Raw genomic sequence first — 22,543 nt, 5'->3', positions numbered from 1 at the left:
ACAGAAAGGGACGGATAGCCGGTGTCGACGCCGTTCTATGTCTCACCCCAGCAGGCCATGGCCGACCGGGCGGAATACGCCCGCAAGGGCATCGCCCGTGGTCGCAGTCTGGTCGTGCTGCAGTACGCCGATGGCATTGTGTTCGTCGGTGAGAACCCGTCCCGTGCGCTGCACAAGTTCAGCGAGATCTATGACCGGATCGGTTTCGCCGCGGCCGGTAAGTACAACGAGTACGAGAACCTCCGCATCGGCGGCGTCCGCTACGCCGATCTGCGGGGTTACACCTATGACCGTGACGATGTGACGGCCCGCGGTCTGGCGAATGTGTACGCACAGACGCTGGGCACGATTTTCTCCAGCAACGCGGAGAAGCCTTACGAGGTCGAGCTGGTCGTGGCCGAGGTCGGCACGACGCCGGACGGCGACCAGATCTATCGGCTGCCGCACGACGGCTCGATCGTCGACGAGCACGGCTCGGTCGCGGTGGGCGGCAACGCGGAACAGATCAGTACGTATCTCGATCAGCGCCACCAGGACGGGATGACGCTCGCCGAGGCGCTGAAGCTCGCGGTGCAGTCGCTGTCGCGTGACACCAACGGCAGCGAGCGGGAGATCCCCGCGGAGCGCCTCGAGGTGGCGGTCCTCGACCGTACGCGGCCGCAGCAGCGGAAGTTCAAGCGGATCGTCGGCCGGCAACTGGAGCGGCTGCTCGGCGAGGACGGCACGGCGGCGGACGCGGGGGACGACGCGGAGTCGGACGCCGCGTCGGATTCCGGTTCGGGCGCGTCCGAGGAGTAGTTCCGCGGCCTGAAGCAGGCGAATTGGCCCCGTGCCCCGGCGTTCAGCGTCGGGGCACGGGGCTTTGTGCCGTGGAGCCGCGGACGACGAGGTGGGCGGGCAGGGCCGCGGGCTCGGGGGCGCGGCCGTCGAGGACGGCGATGAGAGTGGCCATGCCCTGCTCGCCGAAGCGTTCGGCGGGCAGGGCGACGGTGGTGAGTTCGGGCTCGACGGCGGTGGCGAGGGTCAGATCGTCGAACCCGGTGACGCTGAGGTCTTCGGGGACGTGCAGGCCGAGGCGGCGGGCGGCCTTGCAGACACCCGCGGCGAGGATGTCGTCGTCGCAGACCACGGCGGTGGGGCGGGGTCCTGGTCCGCTGAGCGCGGTCTCGGCGGCGATGCGGGCGTCGTCGACGGTGAGCAGCGCCTTGGCGGTGCGGACGGTCGCACCGGTGCCCTGGACGGCGGCGACGAGGGCGTCGCGGCGCACGTGGAAGGTCCAGGAGTCGATGTCGGCGGCCAGGTGCAGGAGGTCGCGGTGGCCGAGGGCGAGCAGATGCTCGGTGGCCTGGCGCATGCCGTCGGCGATGTCGAGGTTGACGGTGCTGGCGCCGAGGCTGCCCGCGGGGTCGCTGTCGAGCATGACGAGGGGGAGTTCGTCGCCGCGGATCGCGCCGAGGGCCTCGGAGGCCATGGAGGAGGCGAGCACGCCGTCGAGTGAGGCGCGGGCGGAGTCGAAGGGGTCGCGCGCCGGGGCGGTGAGGTCCGGGGTGGGGTAGAGGACCACGCCGAAGCCGTGCCGGGCGGCGACGCGGGCGGCTCCGGTGTGCACGCGGGCGAAGAACTCGTTGGTGAGGGCGGGGACGACGAGGAGGGCGGTGCGGGTGCGGCCGAGGCGGAGGTTGCGGGCGGCGAGGTTGGGCCGGTAGCCGAGTTCGCGGGCGGCGGCGCGGACGCGCTCGGCGGTGCGCTCGGCGACGCGGCCCTGCCACTTGTCGCCCAGGACGAGGGAGACGGTGGCCTGCGAGACCCCGGCGGCGCGGGCGACGTCGCGGCTGGTGGGGCGGGGGGCCGCGGTGTCGTGCTGGGGTCCGGCCACGGACGTCTCCTGGTCGCTGTGGGCCCCGGCGTGGTGGGGCGGTGGGGCCCCGGGTGGCGGGGCGGGTGCGGGGGTGCGGTCGGCACCGGGACGCGGTCCCGCGCCGGCGGTCGGGGCGCCCTGCGCACGGCGGGCGCGCACGGACAGTGGACTGGTGAACAGCGCACATGGTACGTATGACCCCGCGACGTTATACGTACAACTAAGGGCGCATCGGCGCGCGGGCGGGCGAGGAGAGGCTCACTGATGGCTTCCGGTTACGGCGAGATCCTGCGCGCGCGGTACGCGACACGACTCCTCGCGGGCACGCTCGTGGGCCGACTGCCGAACGCGACGGCGGCGATCGGCATCGTGCTGTTCGTCCGCGCGGAGGGCGGCTCGTACAGCCTGGCCGGCGCGCTGGCCGCGGTCTACGGAGTGGCGACGGCGGTGGGGCAGCCGCTGCTCGGGCGCCTGGTGGACCTCCACGGCCAGCCGCGCGTGATGCTGCCGGCGGCCGTCGTCTCGGGCCTCGGCATGGCGGCCTTCGCGTTCACCGGCCCCGACATGCTGGTCGCCGCGTACACCGCGATGGTGGTCGCCGGACTGTTCACGCCGCCGCTGGAGGGCGGCCTGCGGGCGCTGTGGCCGGACGTGCTGCACAAGGAGGGGCAGGTCCACACGGCGTACGCGATGGACGCCGTGGCACAGGAGGTCATGTTCACCGTCGGGCCGCTCCTGGTGACCGGGCTCGTGTCGCTGTGGTCGGCGAGCGCCGCGCTGCTCGTCGTGAACGTGATCGGTGTGCTCGGCGCGCTGTCGGTGGTGGTGTCGCGCCCTTCGCGCGCGTGGCGGTCGGCGCCGCGTGAGGCGCACTGGCTCGGCGCGCTGCGCTCCCCGGGACTGCTCGCGCTCCTCGGCGCGTTCCTGTTCGTCGGCACGGCGCTCGGCGCGATCACGGTGGCGGGGGTGTCGTACGCGGACGGGCATGGCGGGGACGCGGTGTACGGCTGGATGATGGCGGGCCTCGGCCTCGGTGCGCTCGCGGGCGGGGCGGTCTACGGGGCGCGGCAGTGGAGCGGCGCGCCGGAGCGGCGCCTGGTGCTGCTCGTGGCGCTGCTCGCGGTCTGCTACGTGCCGTTGGTCCTGGTGCCGGGCGCGGCGGGGATGGTGGCGCTGACCGCGCTCGCCGGGGTGTTCCTCGCGCCGGCGCTCGCGTGCGCGTTCATCGTCGTGGACCGGCACGCGCCCCGGGGCACGGTCACGGAGGCGTTCTCGTGGCTGGTGACGACGTTCACGGTGGGCACGTCGGTCGGCACCGCGGCGGGCGGTCCCGTGGTCGAGTGGGCAGGGACACGGTGGGGGTTCGCCGTTCCGGGACTCGCGGGTGGGGCGGCACTGCTGGTGCTCGTGTGCACAGGGCGGGCGTTCGCATCCGCAGGTGTGGGCCCGGTGGTTGCGGGTTCATCGGAAAATGATCGAAACGGTGCCGCCGAACCCGGTTTCAGTGCGGGGCATCGGGCGTAATGTTCAGTCATGGACCGCCGCATTTTCGGGCTGGAGAACGAGTACGGCGTCACGTGCACGTTCAGGGGACAGCGCCGTCTGTCGCCTGACGAAGTGGCGCGCTACCTCTTCCGCCGTGTTGTGTCATGGGGCCGCAGCAGCAACGTCTTTCTGCGGAACGGCGCCCGCCTGTATCTCGACGTGGGTTCACACCCGGAATACGCCACACCCGAGTGTGACAACGTGACCGAGCTGGTCACCCACGACAAGGCAGGCGAGCGCATTCTGGAAGGCCTGCTCGTCGACGCCGAACGCCGCCTGCACGAGGAGGGAATCGCGGGCGACGTCTATCTCTTCAAGAACAACACCGACTCGGCGGGAAACTCCTATGGTTGTCATGAGAACTATCTCGTGGCACGGCACGGGGAGTTCTCGCGTCTCGCGGACATCCTGATTCCGTTCCTCGTCACCCGGCAGTTGCTGTGCGGCGCGGGCAAGGTGCTGCAGACCCCGCGCGGCGCGGTGTACTGCGTGAGCCAGCGCGCGGAGCACATCTGGGAGGGTGTGTCGTCGGCGACGACACGCTCGCGGCCGATCATCAATACGCGTGACGAGCCGCACGCGGACGCCGAGCGCTACCGCCGACTGCATGTGATCGTCGGCGACTCGAACATGTCCGAGACGACCATGCTCCTGAAGGTCGGCGCGACCGATCTCGTGCTCCGGATGATCGAAGCGGGCACGGTGATGCGGGATCTGACGCTGGAGAACCCGATCCGGGCCATCCGTGAGGTCAGCCACGACATCACGGGCCGCCGCAAGGTCCGCCTGGCCAGCGGCCGGGAGGCCTCCGCTCTGGAGGTGCAGCGCGAGTACTACGAGAAGGCGGTCGACTTCGTCGAGCGCCGCGGCATCCGCACCGGCACGGTCGAGCAGGTCCTCGAGCTCTGGGGCCGCACGCTCGACTCGATCGAGAGCGAGGACCTGGACCGCATCGCCACCGAGATCGACTGGGTGATGAAGTACAAGCTCATCGAGCGGTACCGCGCCAAGAACAACATGACGATGTCGCACCCGAGGGTCGCGCAGATAGACCTCGCCTACCACGACATCCACCGCCGCCGGGGCCTGTACTACCTCCTGGAGCGGAAGGGCCAAGCCGCCCGGATCTGCAACGACTTGAAGATCTTCGAGGGCAAGTCGGTGCCGCCGCAGACCACCCGGGCGCGGCTGCGCGGCGACTTCATCCGCCGTGCCCAGGAGCAGCGCAGGGACTTCACGGTGGACTGGGTGCACCTCAAGCTCAACGACCAGGCGCAGCGCACCGTGTTGTGCAAGGACCCGTTCCGTTCCGTCGACGACCGGGTGGAGAAGCTGATCGCCGGAATGTGAGCCGGGCATGACCGCCGGGTGACAGGCCCGCGGTCGGTGGGTGGCCGGATTGTGGCCCACGAGACGCCAGGGTGTTGTGGGAACGCAACGCGGGGCGCCGTACGTTCCTCGTACGGCGCCCTTCTCACTGCGTAGAGTTGCGCGCACGCCAACCCACAAGATCGATTGATACGAGGCCCCCACCGTGCGCCGACGCTCACTTCTCCTGGCCGTTCCGGCCGGCCTGCTGACCCTGGCCGGATGCGGCGACGACGACAAGTCCGACAAGGCCAAGTCCAAGGACAGCCCGTCCCCGTCGAATTCCACGCCGCCGAAGGCGAAGATCGTCGACGGCCCCGTGCCCGCCGTGAGCAAGGGCACGAAGTTCGGCGAGAAGCCCACCATCGCCAAGGGCTCCGGCAAGCCGTCGTCCGACCTCGCGGTGAAGACGCTCATCGCGGGCAAGGGCGCCACGGTCGCCAAGGGCGACTACCTCCAGGCTCACTACCTGGGCCAGATCTGGGACACGGCCAAGGTCTTCGACAACTCCTACGACCGCAAGGCCCCGACGATCTTCCCGATCGGTGTCGGCCAGGTCATCCCGGGCTGGGACCAGGCCCTGGTCGGCAAGAAGATCGACAGCCGCGTCGAGCTCGCCATCCCCCCGGAGCTGGGGTACGGCAAGCAGGGCAACAAGCAGGCGGGCATCAAGGGCACGGACACCCTGGTGTTCGTCGTCGACATCGTGAACACGTTCAGCACGAAGAGCTCCGCCAAGGGCAAGGAAGTCGCCCAGGACAACAAGGACCTGCCGAAGGTCGGGACGAACACCGACGGCAAGGCCCCCTCCATCGACGTACCGAAGACGGCCGCCCCGAAGAAGGTCGCATCGGCCTATGTCATCGAGGGCGACGGCGACGAGGTCAAGGAGAGCGACACGCTCCTGTGCCAGTACAAGGGCGTGCTGTGGGCGGACGGCAAGCAGTTCGACTCCTCGTACAAGAGCGGTCAGCTCGCGCAGTTCTCGCTCGCGCAGGTCATCCCCGGCTGGCGTGAGGGCCTGAAGGGCAAGAAGGTCGGCAGCCGCGTCCTGGTGGTCGTGCCCCCCAAGGAGGGCTACGGCGACAAGCCGCCGCAGGGCAGCTCCATCAAGAAGGACTCCACGCTGGTCTTCTCCGTGGACATCCTCGCCAAGATGTGATCACCCCTGGGACGGATGGCAGACTGTCCCGGTTGCCCATAACGCACATGAGCAGGAGTTTTTCGTGAGCATCGACAAGCCCGAGGTCGACTTCCCCGTCGGTGAGCCCCCCGCCGAGCTGCAGATCAAGGACATCTGGGAGGGCGACGGCGCCGAGGCCAAGGCGGGCGACTTCGTCAAGGTCCACTACGTGGGCGTGTCCTTCTCCACCGGTGAGGAGTTCGACGCCTCCTGGAACCGCGGCAACCCGCTGGAGTTCCAGCTCGGCGCCGGACAGGTCATCGCCGGCTGGGACCAGGGCGTGCAGGGCATGAAGGTCGGCGGCCGTCGCGAGCTGACCATCCCGGCGCACCTGGCGTACGGCGACCGCGGCGCCGGCGGCGGCCGCATCGCCCCGGGCGAGACGCTGATCTTCGTCTGCGACCTGGTCTCCGTCTGAGCCACCCCTGAGCCGCTCCCGGACGTGTCCACGTCCGACCGGAAGTGTCCGTCGAGGGCCCCTGCCAACCCCGGCAGGGGCCCTCGGCTTTTGCCACCACACCCCGGGGCGGTACGGTCGTCGACCGGGAGAGAGAAAGGGCGTCGATGGCCATTGCCAAGGCCGAGCGGCTGATGAATCTGGCGCTGTGTCTGCTCGGGACGAGGCGTCCGCTCAGCAAGCGTGAGCTGCGGGAGTCCATCGAGGCCTACGTCGAGGCCTTCGGGCCGGGGCCGGGCGCGGCCTTCGGACCGGGCCGGAGCGCGCTCTCCGGGCCGTCCGCCGGGTCCGAGGACTCCTTCAACCGCATGTTCGAGCGCGACAAGGACGACCTCCGCGAACTCGGCCTGGTCATCGAGACGGTGGAGAACCTGGACGGCGAGGTCGGCTATCTCGCCCGCCGCGACAGCAACCGGCTGCCGCCCATCACGCTCGACGCCGAGGAGGCCGCCGCCCTCGGCCTCGCCGCGAAGGTCTGGCAGCAGGCCCGGCTCGCGGGCGCGGCGAGCGGCGCACTGCAGAAGCTGCGCGCCGCGGGCCTGCCCGAGGACGTGGACCCGTACGAGTCGCACGGCGCCCTGGAGCCGCACATTCCCGTGCACGAGGCGGCCTTCGAGCCGCTGATGCTGGCCTGCCGCGACCGGCGCCCCGTCGTGTTCGACTACCGCAAGGCCACCGCCGCGCGCCCCGAGCAGCGCCAGGTCGAGCCCTGGGCCCTCGAATGCTGGCGCGGCCACTGGTACCTGGCGGGCTGGGACCGTGACCGGGAGGCCGAGCGCGTGTTCCGGCTCTCCCGCATCACCGGCAAGGTCCGCTCGCGCGCCGGGAAGTTCCGCGCCGAGGTGCCCGACGTGGTGACCGTGCGGGAGACCGTGGCGAGCTGGGCGGGGGAGCGGGCGGACGGCACCGCGCTGATCCGGCTGCGCAAGGGCGCCGGCTACCCGCTGCGCGCCAAGGCCGTCGCCGCCCGGGAACTCGGCGAGGGCTGGGACGAGTTGGAGATTCCGTACGGGCACGGGCTCGACGCCTGGCTGGTGGAGTTCGGACCCGACGTGGTGGTCCTCGAACCCGCCGAGCTGCGGGCGGACGTCGTGGACCGGCTGCGCGCCGTGGCCAAGGGCTGAGGGGAACGAAAGCGAGCAATGGCCACGAACGCCATCGACCAGACCAGGCGGATGCTGTCCCTGGTGACCTATCTGCGCGAGCGCCCCGGCGCCCGCGTCGCCGACGTCGCCCGCGCCTTCGGCATCACCCCCGACGAGCTGATCTCCGACCTGGACGTGCTTCCGCTGTGCGGGACCAGCTTCCGCGGCGGGGACCTGCTCGACATCGACACCGACGGCGACCGCATCTGGTGGCGCAACCCGGGCGCCCTCGGCGCGGACACGGCAGAGCCGCTGCGGCTCGCCGCCGACGAGGCCACGGCGCTGCTCGTGGCCGCCCGCGCGGTCGCCACGCTGCCCGGCCTGCGCGAGGGCGACCGGCTCGCGCTGCTTCGCGCCACGGCGAAGCTGGAGGAGGCCGCGGGCGAGGCGGCCGGGGCCAGCTCACGGCTCTCGGTCACCTTCGAGTCCGAGGGCGGCGTCTTCGCCGACGTGGACCGCGCCATCTCCGAGCGGCGCAGACTCTGGATCCGCTACTACTCCCCGGCCCGCGACCGGCTCAGCGAGCGCGAGATCGACCCGATCCGACTCGTCAGCGTCGGCCACACCTATGTGGAGGCGTGGTGCCGCCGTTCCGAGGCGCGCCGCACCTTCCGGCTCGACCGAGTCGCCGAGATCAAGGTCCTGGACGAGCCGTCCGCGCCGCCCGAGGTCGAGCTGCGGGACCTCTCCGCCGGCCTGGTGCAGCCCGCCGCCGAGGACCCCGAGGTCGTGGTGGAGGTCGGCCCCGGCGGCCGCTGGGTCGCCGAGTACTACCCGCACGACAGCGCGGAGGAACTGCCCGACGGCGGCCTGCGCATCACCTTGCGCACCCCCGACCCCGCCTCGCTGCGCCGCCTCGCCCTGCGCCTCGGCCGGGACGGTCGCATCGTCTCGCCGCAGGACCTGACGGACAGCGCCCGCCGCGCGGCCCAGGAGGCGCTCGCGGCCTATGAAGGGGAGACCGGTGGGACCGAGGGCCTCGTGGGAGAGCGCGAGCGCGTGGGCGGGGCCGACGTCGCGGGAGCGTGACCGTGCCCGGCGTGGAGAACGGAACCGAGGAGAGTTGCGCAATATGTCGCTGATGCCCCTTTCGCCCCAGTCGGTGGCCGCGGTTCTCTTCAAGGCCGCCTGCCCGGACTGCCGCGCCCGCTTCGAACTGTCCGCGGGGGCCCTGCGGTTGGCCATCGGCGCCAGCCGCCGTACGACCTTCTACTCCTTCACGTGCCCCGAGTGCGGCACCGCCGTGCGCAAGCCCGCAGGGGAGCGCATCGTCGAGCTGCTCACCGGGGGCGGGGTGCGGACGCTGCGGCTGCACTCGACCGTCTAGGCTCGGCACATGTTCTGGGCGATGCTGGCGGTGGGTACGGGGTTCTGCGGCCTCGCCGTCCTGAGTGTGTTCGCGATCAAGGTCTTCATCGAGGCGCAGCGGCTCGGCCGCCAGGTGTCGGAGACCACGCGGCGGATCAACCGCGCCGCCGAGGATCTGGAGAAGGCCGCGACCGGCGTGGCCCACGCGGGCCGGGACCTCCCCTGAGCGCTCGCTCCGGCCGGTCGTCGGAGCGTGGCCCGGTGCGGCCTGTCAACTCCCCATACCCGGCAGGTACGCTGCTGAAGTGGCCCGAAATGTGAGGCGCGGGCCGCAACTGGGAGTATGCACGGGGATTGCCCTGCGTTTACTCCAGGGGGTTACGATCGCTGCCAAGCCCGGTGGTCGGACGACTGTCCGACACCCGGTCCCGAAATCTGACGCCTCGGTGAAGAAGGTAGACAGCTATGGGTAGGCTCGGCCCCACCGAGATCATCCTGATCCTCGTCATCCTGGTCCTGCTCTTCGGTGCGAAGAAGCTCCCGGACATGGCCCGGTCCCTCGGCAAGTCGGCGCGCATCCTCAAGAGCGAGGCCAAGGCCATGAAGTCGGACGGCAAGCAGGACGAGAAGGCCCCGGCCGACCCGCCCGCGCCCGCCGACCAGAGCGCCCCGCAGCAGCAGCCCCGCACCATCCAGGCGGCCCCGGGCGACGTGACCAGCTCCCGTCCGGTCGCCGAGCCGACCGACCACACGACGCAGCGCTGATCCAAGGCCGGCTGCCACCGCCGGCCTGCCGCACGAGATGAGGACGTGGGTTGCTCAAGTCTGCCCGCAAGAAGGAGAGGGACCCCGAGGGGCGGATGCCTCTCGCGGACCATCTGCGCGAGCTCCGCAACCGGCTCGCGAAGGGGATGCTGGCGATCACGATCGTCGCGATCGTCGCCGCGTTCTACAGCGAGCAACTCATGGAGTTCCTCGCCGACCCCGTGCCCCGCTGCAAGGAGGGCATGTCGACGACCGGCGGTGAGTGCGCCACCGTCGCGTACACGGATCTCCTCTCGCCCTTCACCACGACGGTGAAGGTGTCCCTCATGGCAGGCATCATCGGAGCCAGCCCGATCTGGCTCTATCAGCTCTGGGCCTTCGTCGCGCCCGGACTGCACAAGAGCGAGCGCAAGTACACCTACGCCTTCGTGTCCGCGGCCGTGCCGCTGTTCTTCGGCGGCGCCTGGCTCGCGTACGTGATCATGCCCGTCAGCATCCGGGTGCTCCTCGGCATCACGCCCGAGGGCTCCGAGAACATCCTGCCGATGGACAAGATCCTCGACTTCAGCGTCAGGATGGTCCTGGTCTTCGGCGCTTCCTTCGAGCTGCCGCTGCTGCTCGTCATGCTGAACATGACCGGCATGGTCACCGGGCGCCGCATGCTCGGCTGGTGGCGCGGTGTCGTCATGGGCGTCTTCGTCTTCGGTGCGGTGGCGACCCCCACGACCGACCCCGTCGGCATGCTCGCGCTCGCCGGCCCCATCGTGGTCCTGTACTTCCTCGCCGTCGGCTTCTCCGTCCTCAACGACAAACGCCGCCGACGCGCCGACCCGGACGCGGAGCTCGACGACGACGAGGCCTCCGACCTCGATCTCACCCCCGAACCGATCAACGGGAACGAACCCGTCCCCGCCGCCAAGGCGCTCCCCGAGCAGGCCGACAGCAGCGGCGCCGACGGCCGCGCCTCCCGGTACAACGGCTACGACGACGTCACCTGACAGGCAGGGCGAAGCCACACGGGCCCAGGGGCGCTGAGCCCCACGACTGGTTGCGGCGGCGGACCGCTGTGTAGGGTCCGCCCGTGACCAGCGAGATCACCCTCTTCGTCAATCCCACCGCGGGCCGCGGCCGGGGCGCGCACGCCGCGCAGCCGGCCGCCGCCGCCCTGCGCGCCGCCGGATTCTCCGTACGGACCGTCATCGGTGAGGACGCCGGGGACGCGCTGCGCCGGGCCAGGACCGCCGTCGACGGGGGCACGGGGGCCCTGATAGCCGTCGGCGGCGACGGCATGGCGAGCCTCGCCCTCCAGGCCGTCGCCGGGACCCGCACCCCGCTCGGGGTGATCGCCGTGGGCACCGGCAACGACTTCGCGCGCGCCCTCGGGCTGCCCGTGCGGGAACCCGCCGCCGCGGGTGCCCTCGTCGCCGCGGCCCTGAAGGAGGAGCGGATCCGGGACATCGACCTCGGGCGGGTCGGCGCGACCTGGTTCGGGACGGTGCTCGCCTCCGGGTTCGACTCGCGGGTCAACGACCGCGGCAACCGCATGCGCTGGCCCACCGGACGGTTCAAGTACGACCTCGCGATGCTCGCCGAACTGGCCGCGTTCAAGCCCGTTCCGTACCGCGTGACGCTGGACGACGGCGACGTGCACGAGGTCGACGCGACGCTCGTGGCGATCGGCAACGGCACGTCGTACGGCGGTGGCATGCGGATCTGCGCCGGGGCCGACATGAGCGACGGGCTCTTCGACGTCACCATCGTCGGCGACTGCGGCCGCGGCACGCTCCTGAAGGTCTTTCCGCGGGTCTACAAGGGCACGCACCTGGACCATCCGAAGGTCACCGTGCACCGGGCCGCGCGGGTGCGGATCGAGGCGGCGGGCACCACCGGGTACGCGGACGGGGAGCGCCTCGGCGAGCTGCCGCTGACCGCCACCTGTGTGCCGGGGGCGGTGCGCGTCCTCGGTCCGTGAGCCGGGCCGGGCGCCCGCGCTCCACCCGCCCTACGCCCGCCACCTGTGGATTCGCCCCGGTCCCGATATTGATCGTCCGTTGTCAGTGGTGGCCGGTAGGCTCGAAAGCACGATGACAGAGGACCTCTCACCGGCCGAGCGGTATGCGGCGGCGCGTCAGCGTGCCGCCGAGCAGGCCACCGCACTCGCGTCCTTCCGCGAGATGTACGAATTCGGCCTCGACCCCTTCCAGATCGAGGCGTGCCAGGCGCTCGAGGCCGGCAAGGGTGTGCTCGTGGCCGCCCCCACGGGCTCGGGCAAGACGATCGTCGGCGAGTTCGCCGTGCACCTCGCCCTCCAGCAGGGCAAGAAGTGTTTCTACACCACGCCGATCAAGGCGCTCTCCAACCAGAAGTACGCGGACCTCGCCAAGCGGTACGGCGCCGACCGGGTGGGCCTGCTCACGGGCGACAACAGCGTCAACTCCGAGGCACCGGTGGTCGTGATGACCACCGAGGTCCTGCGGAACATGCTGTACGCGGGCTCCCAGTCGCTGCGCGGCCTCGGGTATGTGGTGATGGACGAGGTGCACTACCTCTCCGACCGCTTCCGCGGCGCCGTCTGGGAGGAAGTGATCATTCACCTCCCGGAGTCGGTCACGCTGGTGTCGCTCTCGGCCACGGTGTCGAACGCGGAGGAGTTCGGGGACTGGCTCGACACGGTCCGCGGTGACACCGAAGTGATCGTTTCCGAGCACCGCCCCGTGCCGCTGTTCCAGCACGTGCTCGCGGGCCGCCGGATGTACGACCTCTTCGAGGAGGGCGAGGGCCAGCGCAAGGCGGTCAACCCGGACCTGACCCGGATGGCCCGCCTGGAGGCCAGCCGGTCGTACAACCCGCGTGATCGCCGCAAGGGCAAGATGATCCGCGAGGCCGACCGCGAGCGGGAGCGCAGATCGCGGTCGCGGATCTGGACACCGGCCCGTCCCGAGGTCATCGAGCGCCTGGACGCCGAAGACCTGCTTCCCGCCATCACGTTCATCTTCAGCCGCGCGGGCTGCGAGGCCGCCGTGCAGCAGTGTCTGTACGCGGGACTGCGGCTGAACGACGACGACGCGCGGCTGCGGGTGCGTGAACTCGTCGAGGAGCGCACCGAGTCCATCCCGAACGAGGACCTGCACGTCCTTGGCTACTACGAATGGCTGGAGGGCCTGGAGCGCGGCATCGCCGCCCACCACGCGGGCATGCTCCCGACCTTCAAGGAGGTCGTGGAGGAGCTGTTCGTACGCGGCCTGGTGAAGGCCGTGTTCGCCACCGAGACCCTCGCGCTCGGCATCAACATGCCCGCGCGCAGCGTGGTCCTGGAAAAGCTCGTGAAGTGGAACGGCGAACAGCACGCCGACATCACCCCGGGCGAGTACACCCAGCTGACCGGCCGCGCGGGCCGCCGCGGCATCGACGTCGAGGGCCACGCGGTCGTGCTGTGGCAGCGCGCCATGAGCCCCGAGCACCTGGCGGGCCTCGCGGGCACCCGCACCTATCCGCTGCGCTCCAGCTTCAAGCCGTCGTACAACATGGCGGTGAACCTGGTGGAGCAGTTCGGGCGGCACCGCTCGCGTGAGCTCCTCGAGACGTCCTTCGCGCAGTTCCAGGCCGACAAGTCGGTCGTCGGGATCTCCCGGCAGGTGCAGAAGAACGAAGAGGGGCTCGAGGGCTATCACGCCTCGATGACCTGCCACCTCGGGGACTTCGAGGAGTACGCGCGACTGCGCCGCGAGCTCAAGGACCGCGAGAACGAACTGGCCAAGCAGGGCGCCAACCAGCGCAGGGCCGCCGCCGCGGCCGCCCTGGAGAAGCTCAAGCCGGGCGACGTGATCCATGTGCCGACCGGGAAGTACGCGGGCCTCGCGCTCGTGCTCGACCCGGGGCTGCCCGCGGGCCGGGCCAACGGACACCGCGGCTTCGAGCACCAGGACGGGCCGCGCCCGCTGGTGCTCACCGCCGAGCGGCAGGTCAAGCGGCTCGCGTCGATGGACTTCCCGGTGCCCGTCGAGGCCGTGGAGCGGATGCGCATCCCGAAGTCGTTCAACGCGCGCTCCCCGCAGTCGCGCCGCGACCTCGCCTCCGCGCTGCGCACCAAGGCCGGGCACCTGGTGCCCGAGCGCCATCGCAAGGGCCGCGCGGCCGCCGCCGACGACCGCGAGATCTCCCGGCTGCGCGCCGAACTGCGCGCGCACCCGTGCCACGGCTGCGACGAGCGCGAGGACCACGCCCGCTGGGCCGAGCGGTACTACCGCCTGCGGCGCGACACCCAGCAGCTGGAGCGGCGCATCGAGGGCCGGACCAACACCATCGCCCGCACCTTCGACCGCATCGTCGCCCTGCTCACCGAGCTGGACTATCTGCGCGGCGACGAGGTCACCGAACACGGCAAGCGCCTCGCCCGGCTGTACGGCGAACTGGACCTGCTGGCCAGCGAATGCCTGCGCGCCCGGGTCTGGGAGGGCCTCGGCCCCGCCGAACTGGCCGCGTGCGTCTCGGCGTTGGTGTACGAGGCCCGGGTCGGCGACGACGCGCTGGCGCCCAAGCTGCCCTCCGGCGGGGCCAAGGCCGCGCTCGGCGAGATGGTGCGCATCTGGGGCCGGCTCGACGCCCTGGAGGAGGAGTTCAAGATCAGCCAGGCGGAGGGCGTGGGGCAGCGCGAGCCCGACCTCGGCTTCGCCTGGGCGGCGTACATGTGGGCGAGCGGCAAGGGCCTCGACGAGGTGCTGCGCGAGGCGGAGATGCCGGCCGGTGACTTCGTGCGCTGGTGCAAGCAGGTCATCGATGTGCTCGGGCAGATCTCGGCGGCGGCGCCGCGCGAGGACAGCACGGTCGGGAAGAACGCGCGCAAGGCGGTGGAGCAGTTGCTGCGCGGTGTGGTGGCGTACAGCTCCGTCGGCTGACGTACACCGGCTGACGCACATCAGCTCTGGTGCGGCCCCTGCCGGGTGAAACCGGCGGGGGCCTTCTTCGTGCCTCCGCCGGTGCCGTTCACGGCCGCGCCTCCGGATCGTCACTGCATGCGGCGTTGCGGTCGCCATGCGTGCAAATGGGGCTGAGTGTATGCCTGTCGGCGGGCGCTCGCAGAGGGTTGTCGAATATGACTCCAGCGTGATGCGAGCGGACTAAGCTCGCCCGAAGCGCGGCGAGTTGAACGAGTTGCGACGGATTCGCGCGCTTGTTCCCAGATATTCGAAAATTCGTTTTCTCGCGCGGGGCTGAACCCAGCGGAAGACGCGCAACGCATCACACCCCCATACCCCCACATCGATCACATGCACCACACGCGTTACCAGAGTCACCCCCGTACCGATCCCCAACTTCCTCCCCCAAGACGAGTGTTCAGAGGGCATACATGGTGAGTGTTCAATCGCCTCCCGGTGGCCGAGAAGTCCCTTACGCACGCGTGCTGTTGCTGCCCGCCATGGTCATGGCGGCGGCGACGGGAGCCGCCGTCGCCGCGGTGACCGAACCGGCCAGGATCGCGGTCGGCTTGTGCGGTGCCGTCGCCACGCTCGTGGTCGTCGCCGTCGGCGCCGAGGCCGCGCGCCGCGGCCGCGTCATCCGGGACCTGCACCGGAGCCACGCGAAGCAGACCGCCCACCTCCAGCGCCGCATCGAGACCCACGACGAGGACACCGTCCGGCTGGGCCGCGACCTGCTGCCGGAGACCCTCTACCGGGTCCGGCAGGGCGAGGCGCCCTCGGAGGTCATCCGCCACGTCATCGACGGCGACGAGACCAACCGCCGGCTGCCGCAGGCCCAGCGCATCCTGCTGCGCTCCATCCTGGACATCCTCGACCGCGAGGAGGCCATGCGGGAGAACTCACAGCGCGCCTTCGTCAACATCGCGCGCCGCGTGCAGTCCATCGTCCACCAGCAGGCCGCGGAACTGCGCGACATGGAGGAGTTCCACGGGCGCAACCCCGAGGTCTTCGACGACCTGCTGCGCATCGACCACGGCACGGCCCTCATCGGCCGCCTCGCCGACTCGATCACCGTGCTCGGCGGCGCCCGCCCGGGACGCCAGTGGCCCAAGCCCGTACCGCTGTTCAGCGTGTTGCGCGGCGCCATGTCCCGGATCCTGGAGTACCAGCGCGTCGACCTGCACTCCATCGCCAAGGTCGCCATCCACGGCACCAAGGTGGAGCCGCTGATCCACGCCTGCGCCGAACTGCTCGACAACGCCACGCGCTACTCGCCGCCGCAGACCCGGGTGCACGTCACCGCGGTCGAGGTGCAGACGGGCATCGCCGTGGAGATCGAGGACGGCGGCGTCAGCCTCAGCGAGGAGGCCCGCTCCCGGGCCGAGCGGATGCTGGAGAAGGCCCAGCAGGGCATGGACCTGAACGACCTCGGTGAGACGCCACGCCTCGGCATGGCGGTCGTCGGCCGGCTCTCGCAGATGTACAACCTCCAGGTGTCGCTCAGGCAGTCCGCGTACGGCGGCGTGCGCGCCGTCCTCATCGTGCCGCGCGAGATGATCACCACCGGGGCCGCGCCGGGGCTCGCGCACGGCATCGGCGCCTCCGCCGTGCCGCGTGTGAACGCCGACGGCACGATCATCGAAGAGGCCCGCGACATCCGCCGCAAGAAGCCGCGCAAGGTCACCACGGTGCCCCACCCCTCCATGCCGCTCTCGGTGTCCATGGAGGAGGAGGTCCCAGAAGTCACCGAGTGGACGGCCAACGGCCTTCCTCAGCGCAGGAGCCGCGTCAAGATGTCGCTCAGTGAGCGCTACGCGCAGGAGGCCGAGGCCCAGCGCCGCGCCGAGGCGGCCATGGCCGCCGCCCCGCCTCCTCCTCCACCGCCCGCCCCGAAGGAGGAGAAGGAACCCGGTCTGTGGATCGAGGCCTTCATGAAGGGCGTCAACGGCGAGGACCCGACCGCGGGCGACCGCCCCGGCGACCCGGCGGCCCAGCGACAGGTCCGCGACCGGAACGACCACGGCAGCACCGACAACGCCGATGAGGGGGGCTGGAAGTGATCCAGCAGCGGGCCAACTTCGACTGGATGCTCAAGGAACTCGCCGACGGCGTCCACGGCACCCGGCAGATCGTGGTGCTCTCCGCCGACGGGCTGCGCATCGCGCGCCACGGCGGCGACCCGGACGCCGCCGACCGGCTCGCGGCCGCCTGCGCGGGCCTGCAGAGCCTCGCCGCCGCCGTGGCCACCGAGATCCCGGAGAGCGACGGCAAGATGCGGATGGTCATCATCGAGGTCAACGGCGGCTACTTCTACATGATGGCCGCGGGCGCCGGGGCCTACCTCGCCGTGCTCGCCGAGGAGACCGTCGACGCCGGACTCATCGGCAACCGCATGCGGGACCTGGTCGTCCGGATCGGCGCGCACCTCACGAGTCCGCCGCGGCGAGATGGGCAGGCCGTATGACTCATCCGCTACACCCCCCGCAAGGCGATGAACCCGATGCCCGTTTCCAGGCGGAGGTGCCAGTCCGACGTGAACGCCGCAGCCCCGAGAACCCCGAGCGGCTGTACATCCTCACCGGCGAGGACTCCGAACGGGCACCGCTCGACCTGGTCACGCTGATCGTCGCCAAGGGCGATCCCTCCCCGACGGCACAGCCCGAACAGTCCGCCGTGGTGCGGCTGTGCCGGACGCCGTTGTCCGTCGCGGAGTTGTCGGCCTATATGGCCCTGCCGTTCAGCGTGGTGACCGTGGTCCTGACGGACATGCTCGCGGCGGACTTAGTGCTGGCGCGCGCTCCCATCGTGCGCTCGGCGCTCCCCGACCGTTCCCTTCTCGAAGCGGTGATGCATGGACTTCAAAAGCTCTGACACGCTCACCTCCGGCGCGATCACCGGCCCCCGCGCGCAGGACGTCCTGCCCGCCACGGCCACGGCCGCCGTGAAGGTCGTCATCGTCGGCGGGTTCGGAGTCGGCAAGACGACGATGGTGGGCTCGGTCAGCGAGATCCGTCCGCTGACCACAGAAGAGACCATGACGCAGGCCGGCATCGGCGTCGACGACAACTACGGCTCCGAGACCAAGACCGCCACGACCGTCGCGATGGACTTCGGCCGGATCAGCATCTCCGAAGAGCTGGTGCTCTACCTGTTCGGCACCCCGGGCCAGGAGCGGTTCTGGTTCCTGTGGAACGGCCTCTTCGAAGGCGCGCTCGGCGCCGTCGTCCTGATCGACACCCGTCGCCTGCAGGTCAGCTTCGACGTGATCGGACGCCTGGAGGAGAAGGGCGTGCCGTTCATCATCGCCGTCAACGACTTCCCGGACGCGCCACGGCACCCGATGGACGCCCTGCGCAGGGCGCTCGACCTGGAGCAGGGCGTGCCGATCGTGCACTGCGACGCCCGGCACCGGGTCTCCAGCAGGGACACGCTGATGACGCTCATGCGCTATCTGCATTCCCTCGCCGTGGCCAGGGCCTGAGCCCACCACCCGTCATCCGCCCGGAACCCCCACCACCCCGGAACCTTCACCACCCCGGAGCCACCACCGTGACGACTCCCTCCCGGCATTCCCCCTACTCCGCGTCGAACCCCGGCGCCGACCCCGCCGCCGACCCGCCCCGCGGCTGCCCCGCCCACCAGTCCTCCGGCATCGGCCGCGACGGACTGCGCCGCCTGTACGGTCCCGAGGCGGACCAGGACCTCGCGGGCGTCTACGAGAAGCTGCGCGCCGAACACGGCCCGGTGGCCCCGGCGCTGATCCACAACGACGTCCGCGTCTGGGCGGTGCTCGGCCACAGCGAGAACCTGCACATGGTCCGCACGCCGTCCCAGTACACCCGTGACTCCCGTGTGTGGAGCGCGGTCCGGGACGGCACGGCGGGCCCCGACCACCCGCTGGCGCCCGTGTTCACCTGGCAGCCGATGGCCTCCTTCGTCGAGGGCGCCGAGCACCAGCGGCTGCGCGGGGCGGTCACCGGCGCCATGGCGGGCCTCGACCACCGCGGCATCCGCCGCCACATCAACCGCTACAGCAACAAACTCCTCAACGACATCTGCGAGATCGGCAAGGCCGACCTGGTCAGCCAGTTCGCCGAGCATCTGCCGATGATGGTGATGCTGCACGTCCTCGGCATGCCCGAGGACTACAGCGAACGCATGGTGCAGGCCGCCCGCGACATGATCAAGGGCACCGAAACAGCCATCGCCAGCAACGAGTACGTGATGGAGGCCCTCACCCGGCACGTCGTGCGCCGCCGCGCCCAGCCGGAGGAGGACTTCACCAGCGCCCTCATCGCCCAGCCCGCGCAGCTCACCGACGACGAGGTCGCCGCGCATCTGCGCCTGGTGCTCATCGCGGCGTACGAGGCCACGGCGAACCTCATTGCGAACGTCCTGCGCATGGTCCTCACCGACCCGCGCTTCCGCGCCCAGCTCAGCGGCGGCCAGATGACCGTGCCCGAGGCGGTCGAGCAGTCGCTGTGGGACGAGCCGCCGTTCAGCGCCATGGTCGGCTACTTCGCCAAGCAGGACACCCAGCTCGGCGACCAGCAGATCCGGGCGGGCGACGGACTGCTGCTCGGCATCCAGCCGGGCAACGTCGACCCCGTCGTGCGCCCCGACCTGTCCGCGAACATGCAGGGCAACCGCTCCCACCTCGCATTCAGCGGCGGGCCGCACGAGTGCCCCGGCCAGGACATCGGGCGCGCCATCGCCGACACCGGCGTGGACGCGCTGCTCATGCGGCTGCCCGACGTCGAACTCTCCGTGGACGAGCGGGAGCTGAGCTGGCGCTCGTCGATCCTGTCGCGGCATCTGGTGGCGTTGCCGGTGCAGTTCGGCAAGCGGCCGCCGCAGGACGTCACGGCCCGGCCGATGTCGCACGTGCCGACGCCGCGCAAGCACTGGGAGGTGACGTCCCCGGCGCCGCGGCCGGCCGAAGCACCGGCCGCCCCGCCGCAGCCGGTCGCTCCTGTCGCCCCGGCCGCGGAGCCTGCGGCCACGCCGGTCCGGCGCAAGGGCGCGTGGCGCCGCTTCCTGGAGTGGTGGCGGGGCTACTGAGCCCGCGGCTCACCGGTCCTGCGCCTGCCCGGCCCACGTGTCGTACGCGGACCAGGCTCCCAGGGAGCGCCCGCTCTCGAAGCGGCGTGCGGCGCCCGTCACGGGGTCGGTGAACTCCAGGACGCGGGCGAGGAGTTGCAGGGGGCGCCGGAAGTCGTCCGGCGCCACCGGCGGGCGCACCTCGGGGTAGAGCGGGTCGCCCAGGATGGGCAGGCCGAGGGCGTTCATGTGGACGCGGAGCTGGTGGGTGCGGCCGGTGTGCGGGAGCAGCCGGTAGCGCCCCAGGCGGCCGTCGTGCTCGACGAGTTCGACACGGCTCTCGCTGTTCGGCTCGGCGCCGGGGACCTCGTAGGCCGCGAGGACGCCCCGCTCCTTGACGAGGTGGCTGCGCACGGTGCGGGGCAGGGCCACCGCGGGGTCGTACGCGGCCACGGCCTCGTACTCCTTGTGCACGCGGCGGTCGCTGAACAGGGTCTGGTAGGCGCCGCGTTCCCCGGGGCGCACCGTGAACAGGAGCAGCCCGGCGGTGAGCCGGTCCAGGCGGTGGGCGGCGCCGAGCGCCGGGATGCCGAGCTGGGCGCGGAGCCGGGCGAGGGCGGTCTCCGCGATGTGGCCGCCGCGCGGCATGGTGGCGAGGAAGTGCGGCTTGTCGGCGACGACGATGTGCTCGTCGCGGTACACGACGTCGATGGTGTCCGGCACCCGGGGCTCGTCCGGCAGGTCCCGGTGGAACCACAGGTACACGCCCGGGGCGTAGGGCGCGTCCGGAGCCACCGGCCCGCCGTCGGCGCCGACGACCCGGCCCTCGCGCAGCATCGCGTCGACCACGCCGGGCGGCGCCGAGAGCCGGTCGACGAGATGGTCCCGTACGGTCGTCCACGCCATGTCGTCCGGCAGCCGGACCCGTACGGGGTCGACGCCGTCGCGCTGCGGCAGGGGAGCGGGCGGAGTGCGGCGTCTGCGGGTCACACCGCGCAAGCGTACGGGGCGCGGTGACGCCCGGGCGGCCGCGCGCCCGGCCCGGGAAATCGCTGTCCTGCGCGGCGGCCGCGCTGCACGATGACGGCATGCCTTACAAGATCCCGAACGTGGTGGAGCCCGGCACCTTCGCGGGCCAGGAGCAACCGACCCTTCTCGCCGCCGGGGGCCTGCTGCTGCGCCCCTGGACGCCCAAGGACGCGCCCGCCGTGTACGAGGCGTTCCAGGACCCGGTGCTGCAGCAGTGGCACGCGCGCGTGGCCGACTCCGAGGACGAGGCCCGCGAGTGGATCGAGGGCTGGCGCGCGGCGTGGCCGAAGGAGCGGACCGCGACCTGGGCGGTCGTGGACGCGGACACCGACGAGGTGGCGGGCCGGGTCGCCCTGCGCGAGATCATCTTCTCCGACGGCCAGGCGGAGATGGCGTACTGGACGCTGCCCCGCGCCCGCGGCCGCGGCGTCGCGCCCCGCGCGGTGACCGCCCTCGCCGACTGGGCCCTGAACGTGGTCGGCCTGCACCGCCTGGAACTCACCCACGCCACAGCCAACGAGGCGTCGTGTCGCGTGGCCCTGAAGACCGGCTTCGCCCTGGAGGGCACCAAGCGGAGCGCGGTGCTGCATGAGGACGGCTGGCACGACATGCATCTGCACGCGCGGATCAGGGGGGACGGGGCGGGGCGGCGGCTGGGTGACGGCGGCGCTTAGGGCGGGTCGGGGGCTCGTGCGCGTGGTGCCGCGCGTGTGAGGGCGGGCACCCCGAAGCGGGGTGTGTGAGGGCGGCCACCCCGCAGCGGGGTATGCGTGAAGGCCGCCACCCCGCAGCGGGGTATGCCTGAGGGCGGCCACCCCGCTTCGGGAGTGGCCGCCCTCACCAGCGCGTCGCGCAACGGCTCCGTCTACTGGCACCGTGCACCGGCATCACGTACCGGGAACGTGCGCCGCGTGCCGGTCGAACGTGCGCCGCGTGCCCGCGCAATCCCTACGCCGCCGTCTGCTCCTGCTCCGCCTCCACCTGCGCGTTCCACTCCGGCTTCGACGCCTGCCAGCCGTCCTCGTTGTGGCCGAGGCGCCAGTAGCCGGAGACGGAGAGGCGCTCGCGCGGGACCTGGTGGTCGACGCGCAGGAGGCGGCGCAGCTCCTTCACGAAGCCCGCCTCGCCGTGCACGAAGGCCTGCACGTCACCGGCGGGGAAGTCGAGTGCGCGGACCGCCTCGACCAGGGCCTGGCCGACGGGGCGTCCGCCCCGGTGCAGCCAGACGACCTGGGCGTGCGTGTCGATCTGCTGCTCCTCCTCGGGGCCCGCGACCTCCACGAACGCGCGCACGTCGGCGCCTTCGGGCAGGGCCTCCAGGGCGGCGGCGATGGCGGGCAGCGCGCTCTCGTCACCGGCGATCAGGTGCCAGTCGGCGGTGGGGTCGGGGGCGTACGCGCCGCCGGGGCCGAGCATGCGGACCGTCTCGCCCGGCTGGACGCTGCGTGCCCACGGCCCGGCGAGGCCCTCGTCGCCGTGGATGACGAAGTCGAGGGCGAGCTCGCGGGTCTTGGGGTCCCACCAGCGCACCGTGTACGTACGCGTCACCGGCCACTGCTCGCGCGGAAGTTCCTCGCGGATCCGCTGGATGTCGAAAGGCTCCGGATAGGTCACGCCGGCGGGCGCGAAGAGCAGCTTCACGTAGTGGTCCGTGCAGTCCCCGGCCGTGAACTCCGCCAGGCCCTCACCGCCGACGACCACGCGCCGCATGTGTGGTGTCAGCTGTTCGGTGCGCACGACCTGCGCGATGTGGGGCTTGGGAGTCCTGCGTGCGGGTCGCTCTGCCATGGCGGTGGGCCTTCCCCTGAAACGCTATTGGTTAGGTAAACCTAACCTAGCATTTCGTCGGGGAAGCACGGAAAGGGCGCAGGGGAGGCATGGGGAACCCGCCGGGGCAGCAGGGAGCACCCGGCGGGGCAGTGCGGA

Annotated in this window: 22 protein-coding genes; 19 read left to right on the top strand and 3 right to left on the bottom strand. The window is 71.4% G+C overall.

Annotation, left to right across the window (positions count from 1 at the left end):
• The first annotated feature begins 21 nt into the window (after positions 1-21).
• A complete protein-coding gene (gene prcA / locus ACZ6BG_RS26525) occupies positions 22-798 on the top strand; it encodes a proteasome subunit alpha (protein ID WP_469005800.1) in 777 nt (258 codons plus the stop codon).
• A 43-nt stretch (positions 799-841) separates the two neighbouring features.
• Here the strand turns inward: prcA and ACZ6BG_RS26520 are convergent, their stop codons facing one another.
• A complete protein-coding gene (locus tag ACZ6BG_RS26520) occupies positions 842-1,876 on the bottom strand; it encodes a LacI family DNA-binding transcriptional regulator (RefSeq protein ID WP_469005796.1) in 1,035 nt (344 codons plus the stop codon).
• A gap of 246 nt (positions 1,877-2,122) precedes the next feature.
• On the opposite strand from ACZ6BG_RS26520, the gene ACZ6BG_RS26515 reads away from it, so the two are divergent.
• The 17 genes from ACZ6BG_RS26515 to ACZ6BG_RS26435 all read left to right on the top strand — a co-directional run bounded on the left by ACZ6BG_RS26515 (position 2,123) and on the right by ACZ6BG_RS26435 (position 19,609).
• Entirely contained in the window at positions 2,123-3,382 is a 1,260-nt protein-coding gene (locus ACZ6BG_RS26515) for an MFS transporter (protein ID WP_469005794.1), read from the top strand.
• Positions 3,383-3,391: 9 nt separating this feature from the next.
• Positions 3,392-4,753: a Pup--protein ligase gene (gene pafA, locus ACZ6BG_RS26510; RefSeq protein WP_468453026.1), complete on the top strand. Its 1,362-nt coding sequence runs from the start codon at positions 3,392-3,394 to the stop codon at positions 4,751-4,753.
• Positions 4,754-4,937: 184 nt separating this feature from the next.
• On the top strand, positions 4,938-5,933 hold the full coding sequence (locus ACZ6BG_RS26505; protein ID WP_469005791.1) for an FKBP-type peptidyl-prolyl cis-trans isomerase: 996 nt from the start codon (positions 4,938-4,940) through the stop codon (positions 5,931-5,933).
• Between the two features lie 64 nt (positions 5,934-5,997).
• Entirely contained in the window at positions 5,998-6,372 is a 375-nt protein-coding gene (locus ACZ6BG_RS26500; RefSeq protein WP_469005790.1) for an FKBP-type peptidyl-prolyl cis-trans isomerase, read from the top strand.
• A gap of 146 nt (positions 6,373-6,518) precedes the next feature.
• A complete protein-coding gene (locus ACZ6BG_RS26495; RefSeq protein WP_469005787.1) occupies positions 6,519-7,535 on the top strand; it encodes a helix-turn-helix transcriptional regulator in 1,017 nt (338 codons plus the stop codon).
• An 18-nt stretch (positions 7,536-7,553) separates the two neighbouring features.
• Positions 7,554-8,585, top strand: coding sequence for a helix-turn-helix transcriptional regulator (locus ACZ6BG_RS26490; protein WP_469005785.1), 1,032 nt, complete (start codon positions 7,554-7,556; stop codon positions 8,583-8,585).
• A 43-nt stretch (positions 8,586-8,628) separates the two neighbouring features.
• Positions 8,629-8,883 (top strand): hypothetical protein, encoded by a 255-nt coding sequence (locus ACZ6BG_RS26485; protein ID WP_289953034.1) that lies wholly within the window; start codon positions 8,629-8,631, stop codon positions 8,881-8,883.
• Between the two features lie 9 nt (positions 8,884-8,892).
• The gene (locus ACZ6BG_RS26480; RefSeq protein ID WP_469005782.1) at positions 8,893-9,090 is read left to right on the top strand and encodes a hypothetical protein; all 198 of its coding nucleotides are present in this window, start codon (positions 8,893-8,895) and stop codon (positions 9,088-9,090) included.
• 239 nt (positions 9,091-9,329) lie between these two features.
• Positions 9,330-9,629, top strand: a complete 300-nt coding sequence (tatA, locus tag ACZ6BG_RS26475) for a Sec-independent protein translocase subunit TatA (protein ID WP_030356254.1) — start codon at positions 9,330-9,332, stop codon at positions 9,627-9,629.
• A 95-nt stretch (positions 9,630-9,724) separates the two neighbouring features.
• Positions 9,725-10,627 (top strand): twin-arginine translocase subunit TatC, encoded by a 903-nt coding sequence (tatC, locus tag ACZ6BG_RS26470; protein WP_469006211.1) that lies wholly within the window; start codon positions 9,725-9,727, stop codon positions 10,625-10,627.
• An 83-nt stretch (positions 10,628-10,710) separates the two neighbouring features.
• Entirely contained in the window at positions 10,711-11,601 is an 891-nt protein-coding gene (locus ACZ6BG_RS26465; protein WP_469005780.1) for a diacylglycerol kinase, read from the top strand.
• A 112-nt stretch (positions 11,602-11,713) separates the two neighbouring features.
• Positions 11,714-14,524, top strand: coding sequence for a DEAD/DEAH box helicase (locus ACZ6BG_RS26460; RefSeq protein ID WP_468453038.1), 2,811 nt, complete (start codon positions 11,714-11,716; stop codon positions 14,522-14,524).
• Positions 14,525-14,976: 452 nt separating this feature from the next.
• Entirely contained in the window at positions 14,977-16,608 is a 1,632-nt protein-coding gene (locus ACZ6BG_RS26455) for an ATP-binding protein (protein WP_469005776.1), read from the top strand.
• Positions 16,605-17,012: a roadblock/LC7 domain-containing protein gene (locus tag ACZ6BG_RS26450; protein ID WP_190118949.1), complete on the top strand. Its 408-nt coding sequence runs from the start codon at positions 16,605-16,607 to the stop codon at positions 17,010-17,012. The genes ACZ6BG_RS26455 and ACZ6BG_RS26450 overlap by 4 nt, the downstream gene beginning before the upstream one ends.
• Positions 17,009-17,419 (top strand): DUF742 domain-containing protein, encoded by a 411-nt coding sequence (locus ACZ6BG_RS26445; protein ID WP_385724175.1) that lies wholly within the window; start codon positions 17,009-17,011, stop codon positions 17,417-17,419. The genes ACZ6BG_RS26450 and ACZ6BG_RS26445 overlap by 4 nt, the downstream gene beginning before the upstream one ends.
• Positions 17,400-18,029 carry a GTP-binding protein gene (locus tag ACZ6BG_RS26440; RefSeq protein ID WP_385724172.1) on the top strand — a complete coding sequence of 210 codons (630 nt, stop codon included), beginning with the start codon at positions 17,400-17,402 and terminating at the stop codon, positions 18,027-18,029. The genes ACZ6BG_RS26445 and ACZ6BG_RS26440 overlap by 20 nt, the downstream gene beginning before the upstream one ends.
• Before the next feature lie 68 nt (positions 18,030-18,097).
• Complete coding sequence (locus ACZ6BG_RS26435; RefSeq protein WP_469005773.1) at positions 18,098-19,609, top strand: cytochrome P450; 1,512 nt, start codon at positions 18,098-18,100, stop codon at positions 19,607-19,609.
• A 9-nt stretch (positions 19,610-19,618) separates the two neighbouring features.
• Here ACZ6BG_RS26435 and ACZ6BG_RS26430 read toward each other — a convergent pair whose 3' ends face one another.
• Positions 19,619-20,578: an RluA family pseudouridine synthase gene (locus ACZ6BG_RS26430; protein WP_469005771.1), complete on the bottom strand. Its 960-nt coding sequence runs from the start codon at positions 20,576-20,578 to the stop codon at positions 19,619-19,621.
• A 98-nt stretch (positions 20,579-20,676) separates the two neighbouring features.
• On the opposite strand from ACZ6BG_RS26430, the gene ACZ6BG_RS26425 reads away from it, so the two are divergent.
• A complete protein-coding gene (locus ACZ6BG_RS26425; RefSeq protein ID WP_469005769.1) occupies positions 20,677-21,291 on the top strand; it encodes a GNAT family N-acetyltransferase in 615 nt (204 codons plus the stop codon).
• A 274-nt stretch (positions 21,292-21,565) separates the two neighbouring features.
• Here ACZ6BG_RS26425 and ACZ6BG_RS26420 read toward each other — a convergent pair whose 3' ends face one another.
• A complete protein-coding gene (locus ACZ6BG_RS26420) occupies positions 21,566-22,405 on the bottom strand; it encodes a siderophore-interacting protein (RefSeq protein ID WP_469005767.1) in 840 nt (279 codons plus the stop codon).
• Between the last annotated feature and the right edge of the window lie 138 nt (positions 22,406-22,543).

The organism is Streptomyces sp. NPDC041205 (genome assembly GCF_055591765.1).
Note: the sequence above shows the minus strand (reverse complement) of the source record. Positions and strands in the feature narration are given on the sequence as shown.